Below are 25463 nucleotides of genomic sequence, written 5' to 3' on the forward strand. Positions count from 1 at the left end.
TTTTTCCAGGCGACGCTCCCATGGCCTTGCAAGCGACTCCCTATAAAGTCGAACTCAATCTCACCGACCTCGATCGCGGCGTTTATGAAAACGTCCGTTTCACTGTGGCGCGCCATCCGTCCGAAACCGAAGAGCGCCTGGGTATCCGCCTGATCGCCTATGCGCTGTGGTACAGCGAACAACTGGCCTTCGGTCGCGGGCTGTCGGATATCGACGAGCCGGCCCTGTGGGAGAAGAGCCTGGACGGTCGCGTGTTGCACTGGATCGAGGTCGGACAACCGGATGCCGAGCGTCTGACCTGGTGCTCCCGACGTGCCGAGCGCACCAGCCTGGTGGCTTACGGTAATCTGCGCGGCTGGCAGGGCAAGGTACCCGATGCGGTCAAGGGTCTGAAGAATCTGTCCATTGCAGTCATCGAGTCGGAGACGTTGGCCGACCTGGTCACGGACCTGCCACGCAGCATCCAGTGGGGCGTGATGATCAGCGATGGCACCCTGTTCATCACCGACGAGCGAGGGCAGTTCGAGGTGGCGCTGAGCTGGCTGATGGGCGAGCGCTAGCAGGCCGATCTATTTCCCGCTTTCCGAGCAGCAAGCAAATCCCGAGACTGTCGAACTTCATGCGTATCGAACCCCGTCCTCTTCCCGCACAGCTGCCCGACCTGGGCGACCTGCCACCCTTGCTGAGGCGCCTGTATGCCGCGCGTGGCGTGCAGTCCGTGGCCGAGCTGGACAAGGGGCTGGCGCGGCTGATTCCCTACGGCCAGCTCAAGGGCATCGAGGCGGCTGTGGAGCTGCTGGTGGAGGCGCTGGAAAAACGCCAGCGCATTCTCTTCGTCGGCGATTTCGACGCCGATGGCGCCACCGCCAGCGCGGTCGGCGTGCTGGGCCTGCGCCAGCTCGGCGCGGCGCATGTCGATTATCTGGTGCCCAACCGCTTTGAATATGGTTATGGCCTGACGCCTGAAATCGTCGCTGTGGCGCTCGAACGCCAGCCCGACCTATTGATCACCGTGGATAACGGCATCTCCAGCGTGGACGGTGTCGCTGCGGCCAAGGCTGCCGGCTTGATGGTGCTGGTGACCGATCACCATCTGCCCGGTCATGATCTGCCGGCAGCCGATGCCATCGTCAATCCCAATCAGCCCGAATGCGCTTTCCCGAGCAAGTGCATCGCCGGCGTTGGGGTGATTTTCTACGTATTGCTGGCGCTGCGGGCGCGGCTGCGCGAGTCGGGCTGGTTTGTCCGCAATGGCTGGAGCGAGCCGAACCTGGCCGAGCTGTTGGATCTGGTAGCGCTGGGCAGTGTTGCCGATGTGGTGCCGCTGGATGCCAACAACCGCATCCTGGTGCATCAGGGGCTGGCGCGGATTCGTGCGGGGCGGGCGCGACCGGGTCTGCGGGCGATCCTCGAAGTGGCCGGGCGCGACCATAAGCGCATCACCTCCACCGACCTGGGCTTCATCCTCGGGCCGCGCCTGAACGCGGCGGGACGCCTGGACGACATGGCGCTGGGCATCGAATGCCTGCTCTGCGAAGACGAAGCGCTGGCACGCGACATGGCAGTACAGCTCGATCAGCTCAATCAGGACCGTAAGGGCATCGAGCAGGGCATGCAGCGCGAGGCCCTGGCGCAACTCAAGGACCTGCCGCTGGACGATCTGCCGTTCGGCCTCTGCCTGTTCGAGCCGGATTGGCATCAGGGCGTTATCGGTATCCTCGCTTCGCGCCTGAAGGAACGCTATCACCGACCCACCATCGCCTTTGCCGACGCCGGTGATGGCGTGCTGAAGGGCTCGGCGCGTTCGGTGCCGGGCTTTCATGTACGTGATGCGCTGGACGCCGTGGCCGCCCGTCATCCGGGCTTGATCAGCAAGTTCGGTGGCCATGCCATGGCTGCGGGGCTGTCGCTGCCGCAGGAAAACTTCGGTGCCTTCGCCTCGGCGTTCGACGCCGAGGTTCGCCGCCAGCTGTGCGAGGACGATCTCACCGGACGCCTGTTGACTGACGGCCAGCTCAGCATCGAGGAGTTTCATCTGGAGCTGGCCAAGGCGCTGCGTAATGCCGGCCCGTGGGGCCAGCACTTTCCAGAACCCATGTTCCACGGCGTGTTCCAGCTGGTGCAGCAGCGTCTGGTCGGCGAGAAGCACCTGAAGATGGTGGTCAGGAGCGAGTGCGGCTCGCTGACACTTGACGGCATCGCCTTCAATATCGACCGCGGGCTCTGGCCCAATGCCGGTGTGCGCTGGGCCAACCTGGCCTACAAACTGGACGTCAACGAATTTCGTGGTCGCGAAAGTGTGCAGTTGCTGGTTGCCCATATCGAGGCACGCTGAAGCGGTGATGCACGGGTGATTACTGCCCAGCCTCTCTGGCGTGCGAATGGTCTTTACTGCAAGGTGTCCATATCGCATTCGTTGCAGTAGAAGAGGCCGACCATGACCCAACTGTTCGCATCGCTGACCTTGCGCCAGCTGACCTTGCCCAACCGTATCGCCGTCTCGCCCATGTGCCAGTACTCGGCCAGGGAAGGCATGGCCAACGACTGGCACCTGGTCCACCTGGGCAGTCGCGCCGTAGGCGGCGCCGGGCTGGTCATCATCGAAGCCACTGCCGTGGCCGCCAACGGACGGATCTCGCCTCAGGATCTGGGGCTCTGGAACGATGAGCAGATCGAGCCATTGCGCCGCATCACTAACTTCATCGAGGCCCAGGGCTCGGTGGCTGGTATCCAGCTGGCCCATGCCGGACGCAAGGCCAGCACCTGGAAACCCTGGCTCGGCAAGCATGGCAGCGTGCCCGTCGCCGAAGGCGGCTGGATGCCGGTGGGGCCGTCGAGCATTGCCTTCGATCCACAGCACGCCATTCCCGAAATGCTGGACGAAGCCGGTATCGCTGCCGTGGTGAAGGCTTTCGTGCGCGCAGCCGAGCGTGCGCTGGCGGCGGGCTTCAAAGTGGCTGAAGTGCATGCCGCACATGGTTATCTGCTGCATCAGTTCCTCTCGCCGCTGTCCAATCAGCGTCAGGACGCTTATGGCGGCTCGTTCGAGAATCGCATCCGCCTGCTGCTGGAGGTGACCCAGGCCGTGCGGGCCGTGTGGCCGGATGAGCTGCCGTTGTTCGTGCGCCTGTCGGCCACCGACTGGGTCGAGGATGGCTGGAACTCCGACGAAACCGTCGAGCTGGCGCGGCGCCTGAAAGCGCTAGGGGTCGATCTGATCGATGTGTCCTCCGGCGGTACCGCCGCCAATGCGGAGATCCCTGTCGGACCGGGCTACCAGACGCAATTCGCCGAGCGGGTACGCCGTGAAGCCGGAATCGCCACCGGCACCGTGGGCATGATTACCGAGGCCGTGCAGGCCGAGCACATCCTGCGCACCGGCCAGGCCGATCTCATCCTGCTGGCGCGCGAGCTGTTGCGTGATCCCTATTGGCCGCTGCACGCGGCAGAAGACTTGCGTGAGAGTTCGGTCGCCTGGCCGCCACAATATGTACGTGCTGCGCATCGGGACACGCCGCTTCGGTCGGCTTCCGGTATCCCCGATTGATCCATCTGTTCCTTTTCGAGGGTTGTTTATGAAAACCAGTGGTTTGCTCGATCAGCTTCTGAAATCCGGCCAGGAATTGCTGCAGAAGAAACAAACATCAAATCCCGCTCCCGGCGCTGGTGGTGGCTTGGGCGATCTGCTTTCCGGTCGCGGTGACGGAGGCCTCGGCAGTCTGCTGTCGGGCGCTGGCGGTGGCGCATTGGCAGCGGGTGCCATGGGATTGCTGCTGGGTAATCGCAAGGCGCGCAAACTGGGTGGCAAGGTCATCACGTATGGCGGCCTGACAGCGCTTGGCGTGCTGGCCTACAAGGCTTATGGCAACTGGCAGGCGCAGCAGAACGGCGCATCACCGCAAGCCACGCGGACGCCCATGACGATTGACCGCCTGCCTCCGGCGCAGGCCGAAGAGCACAGCCAGGCCATCCTCAGGGCGCTGATTGCAGCGGCCAAGGCCGACGGCCATGTGGATGATCAGGAGCGTCAGATGATCGATGCGGAACTGGCCAAGCTGACCACCGATGTGGACTTGCAGCGCTGGTGCGACGCGGAGTTGAACAAGCCGCTGGATCCGGTCGAAGTGGCCGCAGCCGCCACCTCGCCCGAGATGGCGGCGGAAATGTATCTGGCCAGCGTGCTGATGGTGGACGAAGAGCACTTCATGGAGCGCGCCTACCTGGACGAATTGGCCCGCCAGCTCAAGCTCGACGAGGCGCTCAAGGCGGAGCTTGAGCATCAGGTTCGCGGCATATCGGCCTGAAGCGCCTGTTTATCCACTTCGCTCATTCGCGCCATCGATCCAGTCCGGGCTGTCAGTGATGGCCCGCTGGGTTTATAATCGTCGGCTTTTCAAAACGTCCGTTTGAGAGCTGCCTACCTATGGAAATCAACCCGATCCTCAACAGCATCAAGGACCTGTCCGAGCGCACCCTGTCGATTCGGGGGTATCTTTGACTACGATCAGAAGCATGATCGTCTCGTCGAAGTAAACCGCGAACTCGAAGACCCCAACGTCTGGAACAATCCCGAGTACGCCCAGAACCTGGGGCGTGAGCGCGCCACCCTGGCGCAGATCGTCGAAACCCTTGACGAACTCGAAGGCGGTCTGGCTGATTCCCGCGACCTGCTCGACATGGCGGTCGAAGAGGACGACCAGGGCGCAGTAGATGATGTGGCTGTCGAACTGGATCGCCTGCGCGCCATTCTCGAAGGGCTGGAGTTCCGCCGCATGTTCAGCGGCGAGATGGACCCCAACAACGCCTACCTCGATATCCAGGCCGGTTCCGGCGGCACCGAAGCCCAGGACTGGGCCAACATGCTGCTGCGCATGTATCTGCGCTGGGCCGACAAGCACGGTTTCGACGCGACCATCATGGAACTGTCCGAAGGCGAAGTGGCTGGCATCAAGGGCGCAACCCTGCACATCAAGGGCGAGTACGCTTTCGGTTGGCTGCGCACCGAGATCGGTGTGCATCGCCTGGTACGCAAGAGTCCGTATGACTCCGGCAACCGCCGCCACACCTCGTTCACGGCTGTATTCGTTTCGCCGGAAATCGACGACAACATCGAGATCGAGATCAACCCGGCGGACCTGCGTATCGACACCTACCGCTCCTCCGGTGCCGGTGGTCAGCACGTCAACACCACCGACTCGGCGGTGCGTATCACCCACGTACCGACCAACACCGTGGTCAGCTGCCAGAACGAGCGCTCCCAGCACGCCAACAAGGACACCGCCATGAAGATGCTGCGGGCCAAGTTGTACGAGCAGGAGATGCAGAAGCGCAACGCGGCCTCGCAGGCGCTGGAAGATACCAAGTCGGATATCGGCTGGGGCCACCAGATCCGCTCCTACGTACTCGATGCCTCTCGCATCAAGGATCTGCGTACCGGCGTCGAGCGCAGCGATTGCGACAAGGTGCTGGATGGGGATATTGACGAGTACCTCGAAGCCAGCCTCAAACAAGGCCTCTAGAGCAGCGGCAAGCTGCAAGCCTCAAGCGACAAGCCTGGCGCGACCTCTCCGGCTTGAGGCTTGAGGCTTGAGGCTTGCAACTTAATTTCATCTTTGACCGGAACGACCCGCCGACATGAGCGAACAACCGCTGAACCAGCACGCCCTTCAAGAAGAAGAAAACAGCCTGATCCTTCAGCGCAAGGAAAAACTGGCCGCCGAGCGCGCCAGGGGCAATGTCTTCCCCAACGACTTCCGTCGCGACAGCTACTGCAACGACCTGCAGCAGAAATACGCCGACAAGAGCAAGGAAGAGCTGGAAGCAGCGGCCATTCCGGTAAAGGTCGCCGGGCGCATCATGCTCAACCGGGGCGCCTTCATGGTGCTGCAGGACATGACCGGACGCCTGCAGGTCTATGTCGACCGCAAGGGCCTGCCAGCCGAAACCCTGGAAGCGATCAAGACTTGGGACCTGGGCGACATCGTAGCCGCTGAAGGCACCCTGGCGCGTTCGGGCAAGGGCGACCTGTACGTCAACATGAGCGCCGTGCGCCTGTTGACCAAATCCCTGCGTCCGCTGCCGGACAAGCACCACGGTCTGACCGACACCGAGCAGCGCTACCGCCAGCGCTACGTCGACCTGATCGTCAACGAGGAAACCCGCCACACCTTCCGCGTGCGCTCCCAGGTCATCGCGCATATCCGCAAGTTCCTCGCCGAGCGCGACTTCCTCGAAGTGGAAACGCCGATGCTGCAGACCATCCCCGGTGGTGCCGCGGCCAAGCCGTTTGAGACGCACCACAACGCGCTGGATCTGCCGATGTTCCTGCGCATCGCGCCGGAGCTGTATCTCAAGCGCCTGGTAGTGGGCGGTTTCGAGCGTGTGTTCGAGATCAACCGCAACTTCCGCAACGAAGGTGTCTCGACCCGGCACAACCCCGAGTTCACCATGCTGGAGTTCTACCAGGCCTACGCCGATTACGAAGATAACATGGACCTGACCGAGGAGCTGTTCCGCGAGCTGGCCCAGGCCGTGCTCGGCAGCACCGACGTGCCCTACGGCGACAAGGTGTTCCACTTCGGCGAGCCGTTCGCGCGGCTGTCGGTGTTCGACTCGATCCTCAAGTACAACCCGGACATCAGCGCCGACGATCTCAACGATCTGGAAAAAGCCCGCGCCATCGCCAAAAAGGCCGGCGTCAAGCTGCTGGGCCATGAAGGTCTGGGCAAGCTGCAGGTGATGATCTTCGAAGAACTGGTCGAGCACCGCCTGGAGCAGCCGACCTTCATCACCGAGTACCCCTTCGAGGTCTCGCCGCTGGCGCGCCGCAACGACAAGAACCCGAACGTCACCGACCGCTTCGAGCTGTTCATTGGTGGCCGCGAGATCGCCAATGCCTATTCCGAGCTCAACGACGCCGAGGATCAGGCCGAGCGCTTCCACGCTCAAGTAGCGGAGAAGGACGCCGGTGACGACGAGGCCATGCACTTCGATGCTGACTTCGTCCGCGCGCTGGAATACGGCATGCCGCCCACCGCCGGCGAGGGCATTGGTATCGACCGTCTGGTGATGCTGCTGACCAACTCGCCGTCGATTCGCGACGTGATCCTGTTCCCGCACATGCGTCCGGAAGTCTGACGAACCCCGTGCCGGGTCAGGCCCAGCCGGCCCGGCACAGGAGACCCCTGCGATCCAGAGAGGTAGCGATGAACACTTCCCACACACTGGACGACTATCAGCTCACGGTGCGCGCGCTGTCCGACCGTATCGTCGAGGCGCAGGCCCCGGTGCGGGTGCTCGATGCGGTGAAGTGGGACGACAGCATCCGTCAGGGCTTCTTCGCCTCTGGCTGTCGCGAGCTGCCCAGGATCGATCGCGCCTGGTACGAAGGCCGACCGCTGGCCTTCGACTCCAGCGCCAAGAAGGAAGAATTCCAGAACATCGAACGCGACATCACCCGCCAGCTGGGCCAGTTCAACCCGGTCGGGCAGATCATGCGGCGCATGTGCCGCGAATATCGCATGGTGATCCGCATGCTTGAAGCGCGTGGCACCGCCGACTTCGGGTTGATCTCCCAGGAACTCTACGGCGCGGCCTCGGACGCCTTCCATGCCGGCGATCCGACGTTGTCCGATCTCGGCCTGATGCTCTCCGACTACCTGAACAACATCGCCGACCGGGGCGACCTCAAGGACGAAGCCAAGACACTCAATGCCCAGCAGGCCGTGGACATGCTGCAGCGAAGGCTGGACCTGGTATTCGGTGAAGGCGAGGGCGTGATCCGGGTGTTCGAGTCCGACGGCATCCTCGCCGATGCGGCAGCCGGCGCCGACTACATCAAGATCCGCAGTGACGCCATGTTCAACGCGCGCGACGTGCGTGCCCTGGAAGTGCATGAGGGGCTGGTGCACGTTGGCACCACGCTCAATGGCCAGAACCAGCCGATCTGCACCTTCCTCGCCAAGGGGCCGCCGTCCTCGACGGTGACTCAGGAAGGCCTGGCGATCCTGATGGAGGTGATCGCTTTCGCCTCCTATCCAACACGCCTGCGCAAGCTGACCAACCGTACCCGCGCCATCCACATGGCCGAGGAGGGCGCGGATTTCCTCGATGTGTTCGCCTTCTTCCGCGAGCAGGGTTACGACGAGGACGAGTGCTACAGCAACGCCAACCGCGTGTTCCGTGGCTCGCTGCCCAATGGCTTGCCCTTCACCAAGGACCTGTCCTATCTGAAGGGTTTCATCATGGTCTACAACTACATTCAGCTGGCGGTGCGCAAGGGCAAGCTGGAGCAGATCCCGCTGCTGTTCTGCGGCAAGACCACCCTGGAAGACATGCGCACCCTGCGCCAACTGGTAGACGAGGGCATGGTGGCACCGCCGCGCTATCTGCCGCAGCAGTTCCAGGACCTCAATGCGCTGTCAGCCTGGATGTGCTTCTCCAACTTCCTCAACCACCTGAGCCTGGATCGTATCGAAGCCGATTACGCCAATATTCTCTGAGTGCCCGCACAACGCCCTTTCCAGACGAGACTACAGATGTCCGAACGCAACCCCATCCCACTGATTCTCACCGCCATTGGCAGCGTCTTCGGCACCATCGCCGTGCTGAGCTATTACGGCTACGTGCATATCGCCAAACCCGAGGATGCGCTGCTGCTGGCCGACTACACCATGCTCAAGACCGTGCCTGGCGAGGATTATCGGGTATCGCTGAAACCGGCCACCCAGGTCGCGCAGTGCATCGATGGCGTACTGGTGTTGTTCGATACCGAGCAGAAAGGCCTGACCGGCGTGCTGGTGGATAACAAGAAGCGTGCCGTGCGCTGCATGGAGGAAGGCGTAGGCCGCTAACGGACCTGGCGCAGCAAGCGCCAGGTCATGTCGGATTACGCCTTCGGCTAATCCAGGCTACGGTCTCGTAGGATGGAATCGCCGAAGACGCTTCCGTTGTTTACCTGGGAGGCTTTAATCGGTGAGCGTCGCGACCGGGGGCCGAGGAGGGCAAGTCTCTGTCGAGCCTGTCGATCAACTCATCCAGCGGTATCGGCCTGGCGAACCAGAATCCTTGGCCCTGATCGCAGCCGCTTTCCTGCAGGCAGACCAGTTGCATGCGCTTCTCGATGCCTTCGGCGACAGTCTGCATGTTCAGGCTGCGAGCGAGAGCGAGAACCATGCAAACAATGGCACGGTCGTCGTCATTGTCCGGGAGCCCGGCGATGAAGGAGCGATCTATCTTCAATTTATCGAATTGAAGCTGCTTCAGGCGCCCCAGTGAAGAGAAACCGATACCGAAATCGTCCATGACCAGGCCGATGCCGGTCTTTTTCAGATCGCGGGCGTTCTGCAGGACCGAGTCTGAATGGCTCATGGCGGTTTCCTCGGTGATCTCCAGTTCCAGCCGGTTGGGTGGCAAGCCGGTGTCGTCAAGGACCTGCAGAACCTGCCCGACAAATTCCGTCTGGCCGAAAAAAGGCGCGCAGACATTGACCGCCACCACTACATCCAACAGTCCTCGTTCGATCAGTCTCGCATTGTCAGCACAGGCCTGGCGGATGACCCAGCGGCTGATATCGGGCATCAGCCCGTATTTCGCCGCAAGTGGAATGAACTGGTCTGGCTGAATCAATCCATGTTCGTCGTCGGGCCAGCGCAACAGGGCTTCCAGACCAGAGGGCTGCAGGGTCTGCATGTCGAACTGCAGCTGGTAATGCAATTCGAACCGACCGAGAGAGATGGCTTCGCGCAGGCGCTTGAGCATTTGGTAGGTCTGCTCGTCCTTCTCGCGCTGTTCCCGGTCGAATAGTTGCATCCGGTTGCCGCCGATCAGCTTGGCCTGGTACATGGCGAGGTCCGCGGCATTGATCAGCTCGTCGGCAGCCTGGCCATGCTCGGGGAACAGGGCGATGCCGATACTGGCGCGCACCGAAAGCATGATGACTCCCATGTCGAAGGGCTCCGCAAGGCTTTCGAGCAGGCGCGTACAGATCTGCTCAGCCATTGCCGGCTCACCGTCGAGCGTAACGATGGCGACGAACTCGTCGCCGCCCATGCGCCCCAGTACATCGGTTTCGCGCAGGCAGTTGCGCAGACGCCCGGCCACTGCCTTGAGCAACCGATCGCCGAGCGGGTGACCATGGTTGTCGTTGATCAGCTTGAAACCATCCAGGTCGATGAACAGTACTGCCAGCTGTCGACCGTTGGCACTGCAGGTGCGTATGGCCTGGCCGAGTGCCTGGATGAAGGGATTTCGACTGACGCATTCGGTCAGGGCATCGTAGGTCGCCAGAAACGTGATGCGTTCGGTGAGGCGCCGCCGCGCGCTGATGTCGTGGCAGATGCCGACGAACAGCCGCCGTCCGTCCTGATCGAACTCGTTTACGCTCAGATGCAGCGGAAAACAGCTGCCATTCTTGCGCCGGCCCATGACCTCCCGCCCCTTGCCGATGATCTCGGACCTGCCGCTGCGGCGGTAACTTTCCATGTACCCGTTGTGGGCCCGCGCATGGGATTCGGGCATCAGCAGCGAGACGTTGCTGCCGATCAACTCATCTTCGCTAAAGCCGAATTGTTCCAGCATCGCACGGTTGACCGCCTGGACGATGCCTTGTGCATCGATGACCAGAATGCCGTCCACCGCCGCCGCGAAGATGGCCGTGGCCAGTGCTGAATCTATCGGCTTGCCGTTAGCGATGAGTGATACCGCGCTCTGCCCAAGGGTCATGATCTTTCACCGCCAGGCTCTGTCTTGCGGGCTTGCTGACTGCTGAAGCGCTCGACCAGGGCGTACATGTCGTGCGCGGTCTGTTCAAGTTCCTCACCGGCCTGGGCTGACTCTTCGGCCAAGCCGGCATTGACGTCCGAGGCGTCGGCGATGCGGGTGATCTGCCGGGAGATGTCTTCGGCCACATGTGCCTGCTGTTCGGATGCGACCGCCATTTGCTGACTCATGTCGTGGATCAGCTCGATGGCGTCACCGACCTCCTGCAAGGCCTGCTGGGTGGTAATGACCTGACGAACGCCATCGTCGGCTTCCTGCGTGCCGGTGCGGGCAATTTCCACTGCCTTCGCTGCACGTTCCTGCAGTGTTTCGATGATCTGTTGGATGATGGCGGTGGAATCGCGGGTTTTCGAGGCCAGTGCTCGCACCTCATCGGCAACCACGGCGAAGCCGCGACCCTGGTCGCCGGCCCGCGCGGCCTCGATGGCGGCGTTCAGCGCCAGCAGGTTGGTCTGCTCGGCGATCGCGCGGATCATGTCGGCGGCCTGCTGGATGGACTGGGTATCCTGCGCCAGCTCTTCCACCGAGGCGCTGATTCCCGCCACGCTGTTCGCCAGCCGCTCGATCACCTCGCGGGTCTTGCCGGCTTCCGCCGAGCCGTTGTGGGCCAGCGCGGCGATCCGGCTGGCTTCGTCGGCGGTTTGCTGCACATGGGTCGCCACTTCGGATATCGATGCAGCCATTTCATGGATGGCGGTCGCCGTCATGTCCGCTTCCTTGCGCTGTTCATGCAGGGAGGTTTCCGACTCGCTGGTCAGCCGGGCGCTGCGCTGGGCCAGCGCCATGCTCTGCCTGGCGAAATCGGTCAGGCGACCGAGCAGGGTGCGCAAGCGGGCTCGCTCGCTGATCAGACTCATCTGCAAGCGTGCCTGCCTGCCTCTGGCATCGGTATAGGCGCGAGCGCTGAGCGTATCGTCGAAAGCGCCTTCCAGGCTGCTCTGCACGTGCTGCAGCAGTCGTGTCTGACGCCAGTTGTTCCAGCCCTGCAGGGCGGGCAGCGCCGCCAGCGCGCAGCCGACTCCGGCCAGGGGCGAAGCGTAGTGGTAGGCGGCCAGCGCCAGCAGGGCGGCTACGAGGGGCCAGGCACAAAGCGAAGCAATGCGCCACGGAGACAGCGCCGAAGCATCCTTCGCGCCCCCCTTGTGCATCTGCGCATAGAGCTGGCTGGCGCGGCGCACCTGCTCGGCCTGCGGCTTTACGCGTACCGATTCGTAACCACTGATGCGACCATCGGCAAATATCGGTGTCACATAGGCATCGACCCAGTAGAAGTCACCGTTCTGGCAACGGTTCTTGACGATGCCCATCCAGGGTTTGCCAGCCTTGAGGTAATGCCACATTTGAGCGAACACCGCTCCCGGCATATCCGGGTGGCGCACGATGTTATGCGGGCTGCCCAGCAGTGTCTCGCGGTCGAAACCACTGATAGTGGCGAACTCGTCGTTGCAGTAGGTAATGGTGCCTTGGGGGTCGGTGACGGTAATCAGTCGAATTCCCGTCGGGAGAAGGCGTTCCTGCTGGCTAGCTGGGGTATGGAGGCGCATGGGCTTGATTACTTGACGCTGAAATGGATTGCACTGGCTATGTTAACTAAAAGTTACGTAACTGGCTTAATTAGCATTTTCTATCGTGTTACGCCGCGCCTGCCGCACTCTCCGTAGTGTGCGGGCATGGAAAACACTCGCGAAAAATTCGCCAAACGCTTGTGTCACGCTCTGCAAGAGGCTGGCTATGAGGCAAAGCCGGCCATTCTGGAGCGTGAGTTCAATTTGCGTTATTGGGGGAAACCCATGACTTTGCACGGCGTTCGCCGTTGGCTCAGAGGTGAAGTACTGCCAACGGACGACAAGATGCTGGTGCTGGCGCAGTGGCTGCGGGTCGACCCCCGCACGCTGCGATTCGGGGAAGAAGCTGCCCATCAGATAGAACAGGAAAAGACGTTGTATGAATCCGCTGCCCGTCAGGAGCGGGAAGCAATCGAGATATTTCTCGGACTTTCGCCGGCTCGCCGGCGTCTGGTGCGCGAGGTGATCATGACCTGTGCGCACGCCGAGCAGCAGGATCAGGCTTCGGAAACTGTCCGCAAGAAAAGGACGGAGCGTGCAGTCGATCAAACACGCTCCAACCCCACCCAGGCTTGATGTTTCCAGCGTGACTCCGTGTCATCGTTTTCCGTAAGTCAGAATTAGCTGAAGGCGTCACCCGTCGATCAGAAGGTGTAGCCCGGCGAGCGAGGCTGGGAGCGGTCCCAGCCTGTATCTCAACCTCTCGTTTCGTTCCGGCTTGTCTAGCGCATCGACGAACGCGGCGCGACGCGCTGATTGTCGTTGGAAATCGTGACTTCCACGCGGCGGTTCATTGCGCGGCCCGAGGTCGAGTCGTTGCTCGCGACTGGATACTGCTCGCCGTAGCCGACGGCCTGGATCCGTTGCATGTCGACACCGGCGCGGGTCAGGGCGCGGCGCACGGATTCGGCACGGCGTTCTGACAGCTGCTGGTTATAGGAGTCGGAGCCTGTGCTGTCGGTATAGCCCTCGACGACTACCTTGCGCTCCGGATTCTCGTTGAGGAAATCGGCCAGCTTCTGAATGCCGCGCATGCCGGAGGGTTTCAGGTCGGACTTGTCCAGGTCGAACAGAACATCACCGAAGGTCACGAGGGTTCCCCGTTCGGTCTGCTTGGCCTGAAGGTCCTGTTGCAGGCGGCGAATTTCATCCTGCTGTCGCTGTAACTGCGCTTCGCGTGATTCCAGGCGCGCCTCGGCACGTTTGGCCGAAGCCTTCTCGATATCCTGTTCGGCGGTGCGCAGGGCGATGGTCTGTTCGGCAAGCTCAACTCGACGCTGGGTCAGATAGGCCAGTTGGTCGACCTTCTCTTTGTCCGCATCATCCAGATAGGCTTTATTGGCCTTCTCCAGCATCCGCGCCGCATCTTCGGTTTCCAGAGCCGCAAGCTGGCTGGAGCGAGCATCGCTCTGCAACAGGGCAAACTGGCCACGAGCCTGTTCGAGGTTCTGATTGGGTTGCGAGGAGCATGCCGCCAGGCCGATGGTCATGGCCAGAACGGTGGGCAGTGTCAGTAGTTTATTCATGGCAAATCATCCTTTGTTGCAGGCTTGAGAGGCGGAAGGGGGGTTATTGAACGACGCTGCGCATGCTTTCTTCGCGCAGCTCATCGATACCCTGCTTGGCGTCTTCCACGGCCTTCTGTGCCTTGGCTGCCTGAGCCTTGCGTTCGGCGACACGTGCGTCCCACTCGGCCTGCTCGGCCAGCAGACGGGCTTCATCGTACTTTTCCTTCTGCATGGCCAACTCGGCCTGCTTCCACTTTTCCTGTGCGTTGCGCATTTCCACCGCCGCATATTCGGTGCCGCCAGCACTGACCGCGCTACGTACTGCGGATTCGGTAACGGCAAACTGTTCGGTGGGTGGATTGCCGGCGCAGCCAGCCAGCAATAGCCCTCCCAATGCAACAGCCGCCAGCTTGGGCAGCTGGAATCGTTCGAGGGTGTTTGTTTTCATGGCCAGTCTCCAGTGCGTGTTTACCTGAGGATTTCGCGAAGTGCCCGCAATCCCTGTCCCGCTCCTGTGGGGCCGGATGGGGTGGGGTATGTTTTTGTGAGGCCGCAGAACCGTAATCGTTCCGATGAATGGCTAAAGGAATGGCCGTAACCTTGTCATTGGCGAGTGTGGTGGGCACTCTGTTCGAAGTGTTTCTTCCAGGCACCGCTCACCTGCTGCAGAGCGGTTGCCAGTGATCAACGATGCGGCTGGTGGGGAAGGGTTCATGGCGAAAATCGATGCGCGATTGCGCGAGAATGTTCATCTGCTCGGAGAGTTGCTGGGCGACACCATCCGCGCGCAGCACGGCGATGTCTTCTTCGAGAAGATCGAGCGAATCCGCAAGGGGGCCAAGGGGGCGCGGCGCGGTTCGGTGGAGGGGGCCAGGCAACTGGAGGAAACCCTTGGCGGGCTGACCGACGACGAGCTTTTGCCGATGACCCGTGCCTTCAATCACTTCCTCAATCTGGCCAATATCGCCGAGCAGCATCATCGCATGCGCCGCCGTCGCCCCGAGGAGTCGCCGCCTTTCGAGGCTGGCGTTTTGGCGGAGTTGCTCGAACGGCTGAAGGTCGAAGGATTCGATCAGGCGTTCATTGCCCGCCAAGTGGCGCAACTGAATATCGAACTGGTGCTGACTGCGCACCCGACCGAGGTTTCACGGCGTACCCTGATCCAGAAATACGATGCCATCGCCGCCCAGCTCGCCGCGCGTGACCATGCCGATCTCAGTGCGGCGGAACTGGCCGATATCGAGCTGAACCTGCAGCGGTTGATCGCCGAGGCCTGGCACACCGAAGAAATCCGGCGCATCCGGCCCACGCCGGTGGAAGAGGCCAAATGGGGCTTTGCCGTCATCGAGAATTCGCTCTGGCAGGCGCTGCCGAACGTGTTGCGGCACACCGACAAGGTGCTCGCAGGCAGCAGCGGCCTGCACCTGCCGCTCGATGCCGCACCGATCCGCTTCGCCTCATGGATGGGCGGCGACCGCGATGGCAATCCCAATGTGACGGCGGCGGTGACCCGCGAGGTGCTGCTGTTGGCGCGCTGGATGGCGGCGGATCTGTTTCTGCGCGATGTCGAGGGCCTGATCACGGCGCTGTCCATGCAGACCGCCAGCGACGAACTGCTGCAACACAGTGGGGAATCCGCCGAACCCTATCGCGTTCTGCTCAAGGGTTTGCGCGAGCGCCTGCAGGCCACGCGGGACTGGGCGAGTAGCGCGCGCGAACGGGGCAATCCCGAGCCTGCGGCGGTGCTGCGGGACAACCGCGAGTTGCGCCAGCCGCTGGAACTCTGCTACCGCTCGCTGCACGCCTGCGGCATGGGCGTGATCGCCGATGGCGCCCTGCTCGATACGTTGCGGCGTGCCGCAGCCTTTGGGCTGTTCCTGGTGCGTCTTGATATTCGCCAGGATTCGGCCAGGCACAGCGCGGCCCTGTCGGAAATCACCGACTACCTGGGCCTCGGCCAGTATGAACAATGGGACGAAGGACAGCGCCTGGATTTCCTCCAGCGCGAGCTGGATAGCCGGCGTCCCTTGCTGCCGCCGCATTTCCAGCCTTCAGCCGAGACTGCCGAGGTGCTGGCTACCTGCCGTGTCGCCGCCCAGGCGGCGGCGGAGTCGCTGGGCTCCTATGTCATCTCCATGGCCAGGCAGGCATCCGATGTGCTGGCGGTGCAGCTGCTGCTCAAGGAGTCCGGCCTGCAACGCTCGATGCGCGTGGTGCCACTGTTCGAGACGCTCGACGATCTGAACAACGCCGGTCCCAGCATCGAGCGGCTGCTGGGCTTGCCCGGCTATCGCCAGCGCCTGAACGGCCCGCAGGAAGTGATGATCGGCTATTCCGATTCGGCCAAGGATGCCGGCACCACGGCGGCGGCCTGGGCGCAGTATCGCGCCCAGGAAAGCCTGGTCGAAATCTGCCGCGCGCATGAGGTCGAACTGCTGTTGTTCCACGGTCGCGGTGGCACCGTGGGTCGTGGTGGCGGCCCGGCCCATGCGGCCATTCTTTCGCAACCGCCCGGATCGGTCGCGGGGCGCTTCCGCACCACCGAGCAGGGCGAAATGATCCGCTTCAAGTTCGGCCTGCCGGACATTGCCGAGCAGAACCTCAACCTCTATCTGGCCGCGGTGCTGGAAGCCACCCTGTTGCCGCCGCCGATGCCGGAGCCTGACTGGCGTGCGCTGATGGAGCGACTGGCCGGGGAGGGCGTCGAAGCCTACCGGGGCGTGGTGCGCGACCATCCGGGGTTTGTCGAGTATTTTCGCCAGGCCACGCCCGAGCAGGAGCTTGGTCGTCTGCCCCTGGGCAGCCGGCCTTCCAAGCGGCGTGAAGGGGGCGTGGAAAGCCTGCGGGCGATTCCCTGGATCTTCGCCTGGACCCAGACCCGCCTGATGCTGCCCGCCTGGCTCGGCTGGGAGCGGGCGTTGCAGGTTGCGCTGGAGGGTGGCGAAGACGAGCGACTGAGAACCATGCGTCAGCGCTGGCCGTTCTTCAGTACGCGCATCGATATGCTGGAAATGGTCCTGGCCAAGGCCGATGCGCAGATCGCCGCACGCTACGACGAGCGTCTGGTCGCTGCACCGCTGCAACCACTGGGCGGCGATTTGCGTGACCGATTGTCGCAGGCGATAGACGCTGTGCTCGGGCTGACCGGGCAGTCCGAATTGCTTGCCCACAGCCCGGAAACGCTTGAGGCGTTCAGCTTGCGCAACACCTACCTTGATCCCTTGCACCTGATGCAGGTCGAGTTGCTGGCCCGCTCGCGACATCAGGAAAACCCGGCAGAAAGCCCGCTGGAACAGGCTCTGCTGGTCAGCGTCGCGGGAATCGCCGCCGGTCTGCGCAATACCGGCTAGGCCTTTTCAAGGAGGGCTGCGGCAGGCCGGGGTGGCTGTCGCAGCCGTCACCGCACAGTCTTTCAGCGTCGTTTTGCGCTCGTGCCGATTGGCCATCATGCCCATGGGATGATGTTGCGCATGCTGCTTGTCTGGGTTCCATGCGCTGTGTATCGTGTTCAACCTTTTGTCGCATGGCGGCAAACCAGATTCTTTGATCGCCAGAGTTGGGATTGCAGCAATCGTTCCTGGCGGTATCCCCCTTGCTAAAACTTGAGGACTCATCCATGCGCGTGATTCTGCTGGGAGCACCGGGTGCCGGAAAAGGCACACAGGCAGCCTTCATTACCGAGAAGTTCGGCATCCCGCAAATTTCCACCGGCGACATGTTGCGTGCAGCAGTCAGGGCTGGCAGCCCGTTGGGCCTGAAGGTCAAGGACGTGATGGCCAGCGGTGGCCTGGTCTCCGATGAAATCATCATCGACCTGATCAAGGAGCGCATCACCCAGTCCGATTGCGCCAACGGCTTCCTGTTCGACGGTTTCCCACGCACCATTCCCCAGGCAGAAGCACTGAAAGCCGCCGGCGTGACCATCGACCATGTGGTGGAAATCGCAGTGGAAGACGAAGAAATCGTCAAGCGCATAGCGGGTCGTCGTTTCCACCAGGCTTCCGGTCGCACCTACCACGTCGAGTACAATCCGCCGAAAGTGGCCGGCAAGGACAACGAGACCGGTGACGAATTGGTTCAGCGTGAAGACGACAAGGAAGAAACCGTGCGTCATCGCCTGTCCGTCTATCATTCGCAGACCAAGCCGCTGGTGGATTTCTATCAGAAGCTGTCCGCTGTCGAAGGCACGCCGAAATACAGCCTGGTGCCGGGTATCGGCTCGGTGGACGAGATCACCGCCAAGGTGTTCGCTGCCCTCAGCTGATTGGCTTTTGGCTGCAAACCACGGCCCGCTTGCGGGTAGTTGTCATTTCTGCGGTTCGGTAATTCCCGTGCCCGGTCATCGGCGGACGGGCTTATAATGCCGGCCCCCTTTTTTCACCGGACGTTGCAATGACCACCCTGCTGGCCCTCGATACCGCCACTGAAGCCTGTTCCGTTGCGCTGCTGCATGAAGGCCGGGTGCTGAGCCAGTACGAGGTGATTCCACGGTTGCATGCGCAACGACTGTTGCCGATGATCCAGGCACTGCTGGCCGAGGCCGGTATCGCCTTGTCGGCGGTCGATGCGCTGGCCTTCGGTCGCGGCCCAGGCGCCTTTACCGGCGTGCGAATTGCCGTTGGCGTGGTGCAGGGGCTGGCCTTCGCGCTCGAACGTCCGGTTCTGCCGGTTTCGACCCTGGCGACCATCGCCCAGCGTGCCCATCGCGAACACGGCGCGGAGCAGGTGGCGGTAGCCATCGATGCGCGCATGGACGAGGTTTACTGGGGCTGCTATCGCCTGCAACAGGGCGAGATGCGCCTGGCGGGCCTCGAAGCGGTATTGCCACCAGAGCAGGCAAGCCTGCCGCGTGACAGCGCCGGCCAATGGTTTGGTGCAGGCACCGGCTGGGGCTATGGCGAACGCCTTGCAGTCAAGCCGGCAGCCCTCGATGCCACACTGCTGCCCCACGCCGAAGATCTGCTGCTGCTGGCCAGCCATGCCTGGCAACGGGGTGAGGCGGTGGAGGCCGATCAGGCCCAGCCGGTCTATCTGCGCGATAATGTCGCCACGCCCAAGAGCTGACGCGACCGTTGCCAAAGTTGTGATGGGCCGTTAAAGTCGCCGCACTCCCGATCGAGTTGAAAGATGCGCGTCGAAGGTTCCTTTCCTGTCCCTTATTCCACGGATCGTACTGCCCGTATCGGCAGCGCGAGGGATGGTTATGGCGAAACCCAGCGCGCCGCCGAGGCTGATCGCCAGATCGACAGCCGAGCGGCAGGGCAGGATTACCAGCCGCAGGCTGCGCGGCCCCAGCAGCGGGTCAACGAAAGCGCGCTGATCGAACGCTATGCGGCATTCCGCGACGCACCGCCTCAGGCGGATCGCACTCTTCCAACCCATGTCGCCCAGGCGTTGGCCAGTTACGTCAGCACTGCCAGCTTCAACAACAGCGATTTCGGTGGCTACGAGGTGCTGGGCCTCGATCTCTACGTCTGAGACGGGCACTTGCGTTGAACCTTCCTTATTTTCTTGGCTGTCCGTCTTGGAGCGAAAGCGCCTGGCTGGATTCACTGTACCCGGCGGCTACGCCTGCCTCCGAATTCCTTGCCCGCTACTGCGCGATGTTCAATAGCGTCGAAGGCAACACCACGCTTTACGCCTGGCCCTCGCAAGCGAAGGTCGAGCGTTGGGCCAGTCTGATGCCCGAAGGATTCCGCTTCTGTGCCAAGTTGCCGCGCGAAATCAGCCAGGCGGACAACCTGCATGGTGTGCTGGAGCTGGCGCTGGCTTTTCGGCAGCTACTGGCACCTTTGGGCGCGCGGGTCACGCCGTTCTGGTTGCAATTGCCGGCGAGCTTCGGCCCAGGCCGTCTCGGTGAACTGGCCGGGCTGATCGACAGCTTTGGCGCGCCACTGGCGGTGGAGGTGCGGCATCGGGCGTTCTTCGAGCGTGGCGAGGAGGAGCGCGCACTGAACCGCCTGCTGCTCGACCGCGGTGTCGAGCGCATCTGCCTGGATTCCCGTGCCTTGTTCAGTTGTCGCTCGCAGGACCCAGCCGTACTGCACGCGCAGAGCAAGAAACCACGCCTTCCGGTGCGCCCGACCGCGTTCAGTGAATCCCCGCAGCTGCGCTTTATCGGCCATCCGGAGCTGGAGGCGAACGACAGCTTCATGGCGCCCTGGCTGGACAAGGTGGCGGGCTGGATCGAAGCCGGCAAGAAGCCCCATGTCTATCTACACACACCGGACAATCACCGCGCGCCAGAGCTGGCCCAACGCTTCCATTTACAGTTGGCTGAGCGCCTGCCAGGGTTGCCGCCGCTGCCATCTTTTTACCGCGCGCCGCAGTTGTCCCTGCTGGGCGACTGACCAGCCTTGTAAAACATCGAATCCAACTTCCGTCTCGCTATGTTGCCTATAAGGCATGACTTTCGGACGCTTTTTTCTACTGTTGCTTCTATTACTGACAGGCTTCGCTTATGGCGTCTGGCGCGGCCATATCGACGTGCCGCCGCAATGGAACCCCTGGGCGCCGCTGGATATCCAGGCGACACCCAACGTACTGACAGCCTTCAAGCTGCGTCGCCTGCAGGAAGACCGCGAGCTGTGTGAGAAAGCGCTGGCAACCTCCGACCTGACTTATGTGGCGGTGCCGGATAGCACGCCGCAAGCAGGCTGCCCGGTGGAAAACGCGGTGCGGGTGAACGGTTCGGCAGTGCGTTTCAATGGCGCCTTTCTGGCCACCTGCTCGCTGGCGGCGGCTTATGCTCTGTTCGAGCGGCATGGGCTGCAACCGGCGGCGCAGCAGGTGTTCGGTCAGCCAGTGGTACGCATCGACCATTTCGGCAGCTTCGCCTGTCGCAACATCGCCCGCAGCAACAGGCGCAGCCAGCATGCTTCGGCCAATGCGCTGGACCTGGCCGGCTTTTATCTTCAGGACGGCACTCGCATCACCGTAGCGCGTGACTGGGCAGGCGATAACGACAAGGCGCGCTTTCTACGCCAGGTAAAGGCGGCGGCCTGCGATGTCTTCGGGGTGACCCTGAGCCCGGAATACAACGCCGCACATCATGATCACTTCCATGTGGATATGGGTGGTTTCGGTATGTGCCGCTGACAGGCTCTGGCAAAATGCCGGTTTTTCCAACACAGGTTCACCCATGTCCACCTCCATTCCCCAGGTTCGCGTAGAAGCGCTGGCATCGGTATTCGCCGAGCAGGCACAAGCCTGGGCGCTGCGCCTGGAACTGCCCTTACAAGCGGACGAGGCCGAATTCGTGCTACAGCTGGGCGAAAACGGCCTGCAACTGCAGCAGCTCGGTGATCAGGCGCCGGGGCCAGTGCGGGTGGATTTCGTCGAGGGCGGTGCGGCTCACAGGCGCCAGTTCGGCGGCGGTAGCGGGCAGATGATCGCCAAGGCCGTGGGCATTCAGCCCGGCATTCGTCCCAGCGTGCTGGACGCCACGGCAGGCCTGGGGCGGGATGCTTTCGTGCTGGCGTCTCTGGGCTGCGAGATGAAGTTGTGCGAGCGGCAACCGCTGATTGCTGCACTGCTGGAAGACGGCTTGGCGCGTGCCCGGCAGGACTCTGAAGTTGCGCCCATCGTTGCCCGCATGCAACTGCGGCAGGGTGATGCCATCGAACTGATGCGCCAGTGGCAGGGCGAGCCACCACAGGTCATCTACCTGGACCCGATGTTTCCGCACCGGGAAAAGAGCGCGCTGGTGAAAAAGGAAATGCGTCTGTTCCGGCCTTTCGTGGGTGACGATCTGGATGCGGCCTCTCTGCTGGCCCAGGCGCTGACGCTGGCCAGTCATCGCGTGGTGGTGAAGCGCCCGCGCAAGGCGCCGGCCATCGAGGGTGTCAAACCGGGCTATAGCCTGGAGGGCAAATCCAGCCGCTACGACATTTATCCCAGGAAGAAGCTGCAGCCCGACGGCTGAGCGGATCGTTCTCTTGACGGCGAGCAAGTTACAGCGCTCTGGCGGTCTTTGTTTCCGTGATGCCCTTGCTTAATACCGCCAACAATGGCATTTCTAGGTCAGGCCGTTCGAGGCTGAGCGGTGGTTACCTAGAGCGTTTAGAAGGAATAGCGTATGCAGATCCAAGTTCACAGCGATAACCACATCGACGGAAGCGCCCGCCTTGCTGAGTGGGTCAGTGCCAGCGTTGCCGACAAGCTGGATCGGTTCGACGACGAAGTCACTCGGGTAGTGGTCCATCTGAACGACGAGAACGGGGTCAAGGCTGGCGCACAGGACAAGCGTTGCCAGATCGAAGCACGACCCAAGGGGCTGCAACCCATCTCGGTCACACACAAGGCCGAATCGCTGGAATTGGCGGTCGATGGCGCCATCATCAAGCTGAACAACGCCCTGCAACATCAGTTCGGCAAACTGCGCAGCAAGCGCGCGGCGGCACCGGTGCCGCTGGAAGGCGAGACCCTTGAAGTCGAAGGTCGGGACGCACTACTGGAGGAAGATTTTCTTGCCGATGAGCAACTGCGCTCGTCCTGACTCGATACGTAACACCAGCCAGTGCGCTGGTTGAACAACCCCCGAAACAGGCAGGCATCGGCAGACGATGCCTGCCCCTCGCAACGCCCTGTCATCGTCTCGATTCGCCTGCGGTTGAACTGTACGCGGCGGGCTCCCTCTACTGAATGAACCGTCCCGATAGTTCTGGAGCCTGCACCATGGAATTGCCCAACAAAGACCTTGGCACCCTGTTCGCACAACTCGGTTTGCCCTCAGATCCAGCCAGCATCGATGAATTCATCGCCACCCATCGACCGCTGCCCAATCACATAAAGGTGTCCGAGGCACCGTTCTGGAATGAAGCTCAGGGCTCATTTCTCAAGGAACAACTGCTGGATGATGCCGAATGGGCGCCTGTGGTCGATGAGCTCAACGTGCGCCTGCATGAGCAGGTCGACGACGCTCCGCAGGATTGAATACATTCAGGCCGCCGGACCTGGCTGTTAGAATCCGCACTCCAGCGCACCTGCAGCGCGCCGCTTCGCAAGGGAAACCATGAATTCCGTACCTCCGGCCCTCGATGTCGAGGCGCGTTACACCTGTGCCAGAAATCTCGCGCTGGAGGCGGCGCAACTGGGAATGGGTCATTACCGCCAGCGCAACAAACTGCTTGTCGAGCACAAGGGCAATGATCTGCAGGATGTCGTCAGCATCGCCGACAGGCAGATCGAAGACTTCATTCGCGCACGGCTTGCCGAGCGCTTTCCGGAAGATGGCTTTCTCGGCGAAGAGAGCGGCAGCTCCGATCTCGCCGCCCGCTGCGTGTGGGTGATCGATCCTATCGATGGTACGGCCTGCTTCGTCAACGGCCTGCACAACTGGTGTGTGTCCATCGGTCTGCTGATCGATGGTGAGCCGTACCTGGGCGCGATTGCCGATCCCAATCACGATGAGCTCTTCCATGGCTGTCTAGGGCAGGGGGCCTTTGTCAACGACACGCCACTGCAGGTCAGCGCAGCCACGCATGTAGCGCAGGGCCTGACCGGCACCGGCACTTTTCATCCACGCGGCAAGGAGCACTTCATCCCGTTTCTGGAAAAGCTGCTGGCCGAAGGTGGAATGTTCTTTCGCAATGGCTCCGGCGCGCTGATGACGGCTTACGTCGCGGCAGGACGCTTGCTCGGCTACTACGAAACCGAACTCAAGAGCTGGGATTGTCTGGCGGGACTGGTGCTGCTGAAGGAGGCGGGCGGGCAGGTGAACGACTTTTTCCGTGACGACGGGTTGTTGCGTGGCAATCCCTATCTGGTGGCCTGTCCGGGTGTCTATGGGCAACTGGCCGCCATGATTGGCCCGTCGCTGGACGGCTGACCGGCACGGCGTCAGCTATTGGCGAGGCACTCCGGCAACTCTTGCCCGCCGTGGGAGCGGGCCATGCCCGCGAATCGATGCCCGAGCATCGGTACGGTTCCAATCGCGGCCAAGGCCGCTCCCACAGAAGGCTTCAGTTACGTAGCTCTGGCGGTACGTTGCCACCATGCTCGGCCAGCTTGTGCATCACGGTGCGATGCAGCCAGATATTCATCTGCGCCGAATCAGCCATTTTCTCCGCAGGACACCCCAGTTCGCTGGCCAGCTCCTTGCGTGCCTGGAGGCTGCTGTCCAGACCGAGCAGCTTGAGCAGATCGACGATGGAGGTGCGCCAGTTCAACTGTTCAGGATGGGTCGTGGCCATGCCATCGAGCTTCGCCGATACATCCACAGCGGTGACAGGAGCTGCTGAAGCAGTGGTAGTCGTGGATGGAGTGCTGGTGGCGTTGCTGACTGTATCCGGTCGTTCTGAATCGACAACCGTATCAGTGGGGTGCTGGCCGATGCCAGAGTCGGGAGCCGCAGACTTGTGCGCCTCGTTGCCCACGCCTAAGCCCAGTTTGTCCTTTATCCGGTCGAACAGGCTCATTGAAGGTTCCTCGCTTGATTCGAGTGATAACGAACGGGGACAGCGAAGCGCTGCGATCCCGTTCGAGGGTGTTCGCGTCAGAAAATCAGCATGAACAGGCCGATAACCACCAACAGACCGATCAGGAAAATGATGCCGACAGTGCTGCCCAGAAACTTCAGCATGAGGAGGACTCCTGTTGCAGTGGGTTCACTATTTCCGACTGGCACCGTCCCTGATCGTTCCCAAAAACCGCTGGGTTACCCTTTGCCTTCCAGCCAGTTGTGCGCTTCGGTCACCTGGTGCGTATCGAATGCCTTGACCGCCAGACCCGGTATTAGGGTGCCTTCCAGCGTGCTGGCCTTACGAACCCATTCACGTGCGCAGACCACTGCGCAACGGTCGAAGCGGCGGATAAAGCGAAACACCTCGGGAATGCGTGACAGTTCGACGGCTACCGCGCCCAGTGTCGGCCAGTCGAAGTCGCCGACCCGGTAGAGCATCTGCCCGTGCTCGATGCCTTCGGATTTTCTCATCAGCTCGTCGAGGGCGAAGCGCATTTCGCTGCTGTCGAGCTTGCCGGAAAAGTCCACGTCGATGCGTGTGTCGCCAATGCGGGTTACATGGAACATGTGGATACCCTCTCGATGCTTGGAGTTGAGTGGTCCTGTTCCCTTGACGATAGCCCGTATGGCGCGCTGGGGTTGTTCGACATTGCGCTTCACCAACCCGACGAGCAGACAATCGAATGCCACAAGAGAGCAATGGTTGTCTGTGAATTCGTCCGTCGGATTACACCTTCGGCTAATTCGACCTACGACTGGAGGGGAGAGGCGGGGGCTAACGCGAGAAATCCCCGCACGCTCAGGTGCGGGGGCGAGTGATCAGTCCTGGCGGCTGGTCACTTCCAGCAGGTGGTAACCGAACTGGGTCTTGACCGGGCCTTGCACGACGTTGAGCGGCGCGCTGAATACCACGGTATCGAATTCCCTCACCATCTGGCCGGGGCCGAACGAGCCCAGGTCGCCGCCCTGACGGCTGGACGGGCAGGTGGAGTTGTCCTTGGCAACCTGAGCGAAATCGGCGCCGCCTTCGATGGCTGCTTTCAGTTCGTTGCACTTGTCTTCAGTGGGGACCAGGATGTGGCGGGCAGTGGCTCGGGCCATGGGGAGTTACTCCGTCTTGAGAAGACGCTGAGACTAGCCTAGTTGCCA

Annotated in this window: 27 protein-coding genes; 19 read left to right on the forward strand and 8 right to left on the reverse strand. The window is 62.0% G+C overall.

Going from position 1 to position 25463, the window contains the following annotated elements; translation table 11 throughout:
- Window positions 1–20 precede the first annotated feature (20 nt).
- The 8 genes from ACYCFC_RS07505 to ACYCFC_RS07540 all read left to right on the forward strand — a co-directional run bounded on the left by ACYCFC_RS07505 (window position 21) and on the right by ACYCFC_RS07540 (window position 8852).
- The gene (locus ACYCFC_RS07505; protein ID WP_459653564.1) at window positions 21–560 is read left to right on the forward strand and encodes a YaeQ family protein; all 540 of its coding nucleotides are present in this window, start codon (window positions 21–23) and stop codon (window positions 558–560) included.
- Window positions 561–619: 59 nt separating this feature from the next.
- Entirely contained in the window at window positions 620–2335 is a 1716-nt protein-coding gene (gene recJ, locus ACYCFC_RS07510) for a single-stranded-DNA-specific exonuclease RecJ (RefSeq protein WP_459653565.1), read from the forward strand.
- A gap of 102 nt (window positions 2336–2437) precedes the next feature.
- Window positions 2438–3547 (forward strand): NADH:flavin oxidoreductase/NADH oxidase, encoded by a 1110-nt coding sequence (locus ACYCFC_RS07515; RefSeq protein WP_459653566.1) that lies wholly within the window; start codon window positions 2438–2440, stop codon window positions 3545–3547.
- A gap of 28 nt (window positions 3548–3575) precedes the next feature.
- Complete coding sequence (locus ACYCFC_RS07520) at window positions 3576–4304, forward strand: tellurite resistance TerB family protein (protein WP_459653567.1); 729 nt, start codon at window positions 3576–3578, stop codon at window positions 4302–4304.
- Window positions 4305–4423: 119 nt separating this feature from the next.
- Window positions 4424–5519, forward strand: a protein-coding gene (gene prfB, locus ACYCFC_RS07525; RefSeq protein WP_181084087.1) for a peptide chain release factor 2 whose coding sequence is annotated in 2 segments (ribosomal slippage) — window positions 4424–4495 and window positions 4497–5519 — 1095 coding nt in all. Because the reading frame shifts where the segments join, the coding sequence is not laid out codon by codon here.
- A gap of 115 nt (window positions 5520–5634) precedes the next feature.
- Window positions 5635–7137, forward strand: a complete 1503-nt coding sequence (gene lysS, locus ACYCFC_RS07530) for a lysine--tRNA ligase (protein WP_459653568.1) — start codon at window positions 5635–5637, stop codon at window positions 7135–7137.
- Between the two features lie 68 nt (window positions 7138–7205).
- Window positions 7206–8501, forward strand: a complete 1296-nt coding sequence (locus ACYCFC_RS07535; protein WP_181084091.1) for a flavohemoglobin expression-modulating QEGLA motif protein — start codon at window positions 7206–7208, stop codon at window positions 8499–8501.
- A 36-nt stretch (window positions 8502–8537) separates the two neighbouring features.
- Window positions 8538–8852, forward strand: a complete 315-nt coding sequence (locus ACYCFC_RS07540) for a hypothetical protein (RefSeq protein WP_181084093.1) — start codon at window positions 8538–8540, stop codon at window positions 8850–8852.
- A gap of 100 nt (window positions 8853–8952) precedes the next feature.
- On the opposite strand, the gene ACYCFC_RS07545 is transcribed toward ACYCFC_RS07540, so the two are convergent.
- Complete coding sequence (locus tag ACYCFC_RS07545) at window positions 8953–10722, reverse strand: putative bifunctional diguanylate cyclase/phosphodiesterase (RefSeq protein ID WP_459653569.1); 1770 nt, start codon at window positions 10720–10722, stop codon at window positions 8953–8955.
- On the reverse strand, window positions 10719–12323 hold the full coding sequence (locus ACYCFC_RS07550) for a methyl-accepting chemotaxis protein (RefSeq protein WP_459653570.1): 1605 nt from the start codon (window positions 12321–12323) through the stop codon (window positions 10719–10721). Before ACYCFC_RS07550 ends, ACYCFC_RS07545 begins: the two co-directional genes overlap by 4 nt.
- A gap of 126 nt (window positions 12324–12449) precedes the next feature.
- Between ACYCFC_RS07550 and ACYCFC_RS07555 the strand changes: the two genes are divergently transcribed.
- Window positions 12450–12920 (forward strand): XRE family transcriptional regulator, encoded by a 471-nt coding sequence (locus ACYCFC_RS07555; RefSeq protein WP_181084099.1) that lies wholly within the window; start codon window positions 12450–12452, stop codon window positions 12918–12920.
- Between the two features lie 146 nt (window positions 12921–13066).
- Here the strand turns inward: ACYCFC_RS07555 and ACYCFC_RS07560 are convergent, their stop codons facing one another.
- A complete protein-coding gene (locus ACYCFC_RS07560) occupies window positions 13067–13870 on the reverse strand; it encodes an OmpA family protein (protein ID WP_459653571.1) in 804 nt (267 codons plus the stop codon).
- Window positions 13871–13913: 43 nt separating this feature from the next.
- Complete coding sequence (locus ACYCFC_RS07565; protein WP_181084103.1) at window positions 13914–14300, reverse strand: DUF4398 domain-containing protein; 387 nt, start codon at window positions 14298–14300, stop codon at window positions 13914–13916.
- Window positions 14301–14565: 265 nt separating this feature from the next.
- Here ACYCFC_RS07565 and ppc point away from each other — a divergent pair, with 265 nt between their 5' ends.
- From ppc to ACYCFC_RS07615, 10 genes are all read left to right on the forward strand, one after another.
- Complete coding sequence (ppc, locus tag ACYCFC_RS07570) at window positions 14566–17202, forward strand: phosphoenolpyruvate carboxylase (RefSeq protein WP_459653572.1); 2637 nt, start codon at window positions 14566–14568, stop codon at window positions 17200–17202.
- A 266-nt stretch (window positions 17203–17468) separates the two neighbouring features.
- Window positions 17469–18116 carry an adenylate kinase gene (adk, locus tag ACYCFC_RS07575; RefSeq protein WP_459653573.1) on the forward strand — a complete coding sequence of 216 codons (648 nt, stop codon included), beginning with the start codon at window positions 17469–17471 and terminating at the stop codon, window positions 18114–18116.
- A gap of 128 nt (window positions 18117–18244) precedes the next feature.
- Window positions 18245–18916: a tRNA (adenosine(37)-N6)-threonylcarbamoyltransferase complex dimerization subunit type 1 TsaB gene (gene tsaB, locus ACYCFC_RS07580; RefSeq protein ID WP_459653574.1), complete on the forward strand. Its 672-nt coding sequence runs from the start codon at window positions 18245–18247 to the stop codon at window positions 18914–18916.
- 63 nt (window positions 18917–18979) lie between these two features.
- Entirely contained in the window at window positions 18980–19330 is a 351-nt protein-coding gene (locus tag ACYCFC_RS07585) for a hypothetical protein (protein ID WP_181084110.1), read from the forward strand.
- 74 nt (window positions 19331–19404) lie between these two features.
- Window positions 19405–20202 carry a DUF72 domain-containing protein gene (locus ACYCFC_RS07590; protein ID WP_459653964.1) on the forward strand — a complete coding sequence of 266 codons (798 nt, stop codon included), beginning with the start codon at window positions 19405–19407 and terminating at the stop codon, window positions 20200–20202.
- Between the two features lie 55 nt (window positions 20203–20257).
- Window positions 20258–20950: an extensin-like domain-containing protein gene (locus ACYCFC_RS07595; protein WP_459653575.1), complete on the forward strand. Its 693-nt coding sequence runs from the start codon at window positions 20258–20260 to the stop codon at window positions 20948–20950.
- Between the two features lie 43 nt (window positions 20951–20993).
- Window positions 20994–21776, forward strand: coding sequence for a class I SAM-dependent methyltransferase (locus ACYCFC_RS07600; RefSeq protein ID WP_459653576.1), 783 nt, complete (start codon window positions 20994–20996; stop codon window positions 21774–21776).
- A gap of 153 nt (window positions 21777–21929) precedes the next feature.
- Entirely contained in the window at window positions 21930–22349 is a 420-nt protein-coding gene (locus tag ACYCFC_RS07605) for an HPF/RaiA family ribosome-associated protein (protein WP_181084118.1), read from the forward strand.
- Between the two features lie 179 nt (window positions 22350–22528).
- Complete coding sequence (locus ACYCFC_RS07610) at window positions 22529–22786, forward strand: DUF2789 domain-containing protein (RefSeq protein ID WP_181084119.1); 258 nt, start codon at window positions 22529–22531, stop codon at window positions 22784–22786.
- A 79-nt stretch (window positions 22787–22865) separates the two neighbouring features.
- Window positions 22866–23681 carry an inositol monophosphatase family protein gene (locus tag ACYCFC_RS07615; protein ID WP_459653577.1) on the forward strand — a complete coding sequence of 272 codons (816 nt, stop codon included), beginning with the start codon at window positions 22866–22868 and terminating at the stop codon, window positions 23679–23681.
- Between the two features lie 133 nt (window positions 23682–23814).
- Here the strand turns inward: ACYCFC_RS07615 and ACYCFC_RS07620 are convergent, their stop codons facing one another.
- The 4 genes from ACYCFC_RS07620 to ACYCFC_RS07635 form a co-directional block, all read right to left on the reverse strand.
- Entirely contained in the window at window positions 23815–24270 is a 456-nt protein-coding gene (locus ACYCFC_RS07620; protein ID WP_459653578.1) for a DUF3597 domain-containing protein, read from the reverse strand.
- A gap of 77 nt (window positions 24271–24347) precedes the next feature.
- Window positions 24348–24434: a small membrane protein YohP gene (locus tag ACYCFC_RS07625; protein ID WP_459653965.1), complete on the reverse strand. Its 87-nt coding sequence runs from the start codon at window positions 24432–24434 to the stop codon at window positions 24348–24350.
- A 75-nt stretch (window positions 24435–24509) separates the two neighbouring features.
- On the reverse strand, window positions 24510–24881 hold the full coding sequence (locus tag ACYCFC_RS07630) for a SpoIIAA family protein (RefSeq protein ID WP_459653579.1): 372 nt from the start codon (window positions 24879–24881) through the stop codon (window positions 24510–24512).
- Between the two features lie 252 nt (window positions 24882–25133).
- On the reverse strand, window positions 25134–25415 hold the full coding sequence (locus ACYCFC_RS07635) for a peptidylprolyl isomerase (protein WP_181084130.1): 282 nt from the start codon (window positions 25413–25415) through the stop codon (window positions 25134–25136).
- Between the last annotated feature and the right edge of the window lie 48 nt (window positions 25416–25463).

The sequence above is a fragment of the Stutzerimonas sp. NM35 genome (genome assembly GCF_054604355.1).

Excerpts from the sequence above, each read along its gene's own strand:
- ACYCFC_RS07505 (WP_459653564.1), top strand. The coding sequence starts at position 21 with ATGGCCTTGCAAGCGACTCCCTATAAAGTCGAACTCAATCTCACCGAC.
- recJ (WP_459653565.1), top strand. The coding sequence starts at position 620 with ATGCGTATCGAACCCCGTCCTCTTCCCGCACAGCTGCCCGACCTGGGC.
- ACYCFC_RS07515 (WP_459653566.1), top strand. The coding sequence starts at position 2,438 with ATGACCCAACTGTTCGCATCGCTGACCTTGCGCCAGCTGACCTTGCCC.
- ACYCFC_RS07520 (WP_459653567.1), top strand. The coding sequence starts at position 3,576 with ATGAAAACCAGTGGTTTGCTCGATCAGCTTCTGAAATCCGGCCAGGAA.
- lysS (WP_459653568.1), top strand. The coding sequence starts at position 5,635 with ATGAGCGAACAACCGCTGAACCAGCACGCCCTTCAAGAAGAAGAAAAC.
- ACYCFC_RS07535 (WP_181084091.1), top strand. The coding sequence starts at position 7,206 with ATGAACACTTCCCACACACTGGACGACTATCAGCTCACGGTGCGCGCG.
- ACYCFC_RS07540 (WP_181084093.1), top strand. The coding sequence starts at position 8,538 with ATGTCCGAACGCAACCCCATCCCACTGATTCTCACCGCCATTGGCAGC.
- ACYCFC_RS07545 (WP_459653569.1), bottom strand. The coding sequence starts at position 10,722 with ATGACCCTTGGGCAGAGCGCGGTATCACTCATCGCTAACGGCAAGCCG.
- ACYCFC_RS07550 (WP_459653570.1), bottom strand. The coding sequence starts at position 12,323 with ATGCGCCTCCATACCCCAGCTAGCCAGCAGGAACGCCTTCTCCCGACG.
- ACYCFC_RS07555 (WP_181084099.1), top strand. The coding sequence starts at position 12,450 with ATGGAAAACACTCGCGAAAAATTCGCCAAACGCTTGTGTCACGCTCTG.
- ACYCFC_RS07560 (WP_459653571.1), bottom strand. The coding sequence starts at position 13,870 with ATGAATAAACTACTGACACTGCCCACCGTTCTGGCCATGACCATCGGC.
- ACYCFC_RS07565 (WP_181084103.1), bottom strand. The coding sequence starts at position 14,300 with ATGAAAACAAACACCCTCGAACGATTCCAGCTGCCCAAGCTGGCGGCT.
- ppc (WP_459653572.1), top strand. The coding sequence starts at position 14,566 with ATGGCGAAAATCGATGCGCGATTGCGCGAGAATGTTCATCTGCTCGGA.
- adk (WP_459653573.1), top strand. The coding sequence starts at position 17,469 with ATGCGCGTGATTCTGCTGGGAGCACCGGGTGCCGGAAAAGGCACACAG.
- tsaB (WP_459653574.1), top strand. The coding sequence starts at position 18,245 with ATGACCACCCTGCTGGCCCTCGATACCGCCACTGAAGCCTGTTCCGTT.
- ACYCFC_RS07585 (WP_181084110.1), top strand. The coding sequence starts at position 18,980 with ATGCGCGTCGAAGGTTCCTTTCCTGTCCCTTATTCCACGGATCGTACT.
- ACYCFC_RS07595 (WP_459653575.1), top strand. The coding sequence starts at position 20,258 with ATGACTTTCGGACGCTTTTTTCTACTGTTGCTTCTATTACTGACAGGC.
- ACYCFC_RS07600 (WP_459653576.1), top strand. The coding sequence starts at position 20,994 with ATGTCCACCTCCATTCCCCAGGTTCGCGTAGAAGCGCTGGCATCGGTA.
- ACYCFC_RS07605 (WP_181084118.1), top strand. The coding sequence starts at position 21,930 with ATGCAGATCCAAGTTCACAGCGATAACCACATCGACGGAAGCGCCCGC.
- ACYCFC_RS07610 (WP_181084119.1), top strand. The coding sequence starts at position 22,529 with ATGGAATTGCCCAACAAAGACCTTGGCACCCTGTTCGCACAACTCGGT.
- ACYCFC_RS07615 (WP_459653577.1), top strand. The coding sequence starts at position 22,866 with ATGAATTCCGTACCTCCGGCCCTCGATGTCGAGGCGCGTTACACCTGT.
- ACYCFC_RS07620 (WP_459653578.1), bottom strand. The coding sequence starts at position 24,270 with ATGAGCCTGTTCGACCGGATAAAGGACAAACTGGGCTTAGGCGTGGGC.
- ACYCFC_RS07625 (WP_459653965.1), bottom strand. The coding sequence starts at position 24,434 with ATGCTGAAGTTTCTGGGCAGCACTGTCGGCATCATTTTCCTGATCGGT.
- ACYCFC_RS07630 (WP_459653579.1), bottom strand. The coding sequence starts at position 24,881 with ATGTTCCATGTAACCCGCATTGGCGACACACGCATCGACGTGGACTTT.
- ACYCFC_RS07635 (WP_181084130.1), bottom strand. The coding sequence starts at position 25,415 with ATGGCCCGAGCCACTGCCCGCCACATCCTGGTCCCCACTGAAGACAAG.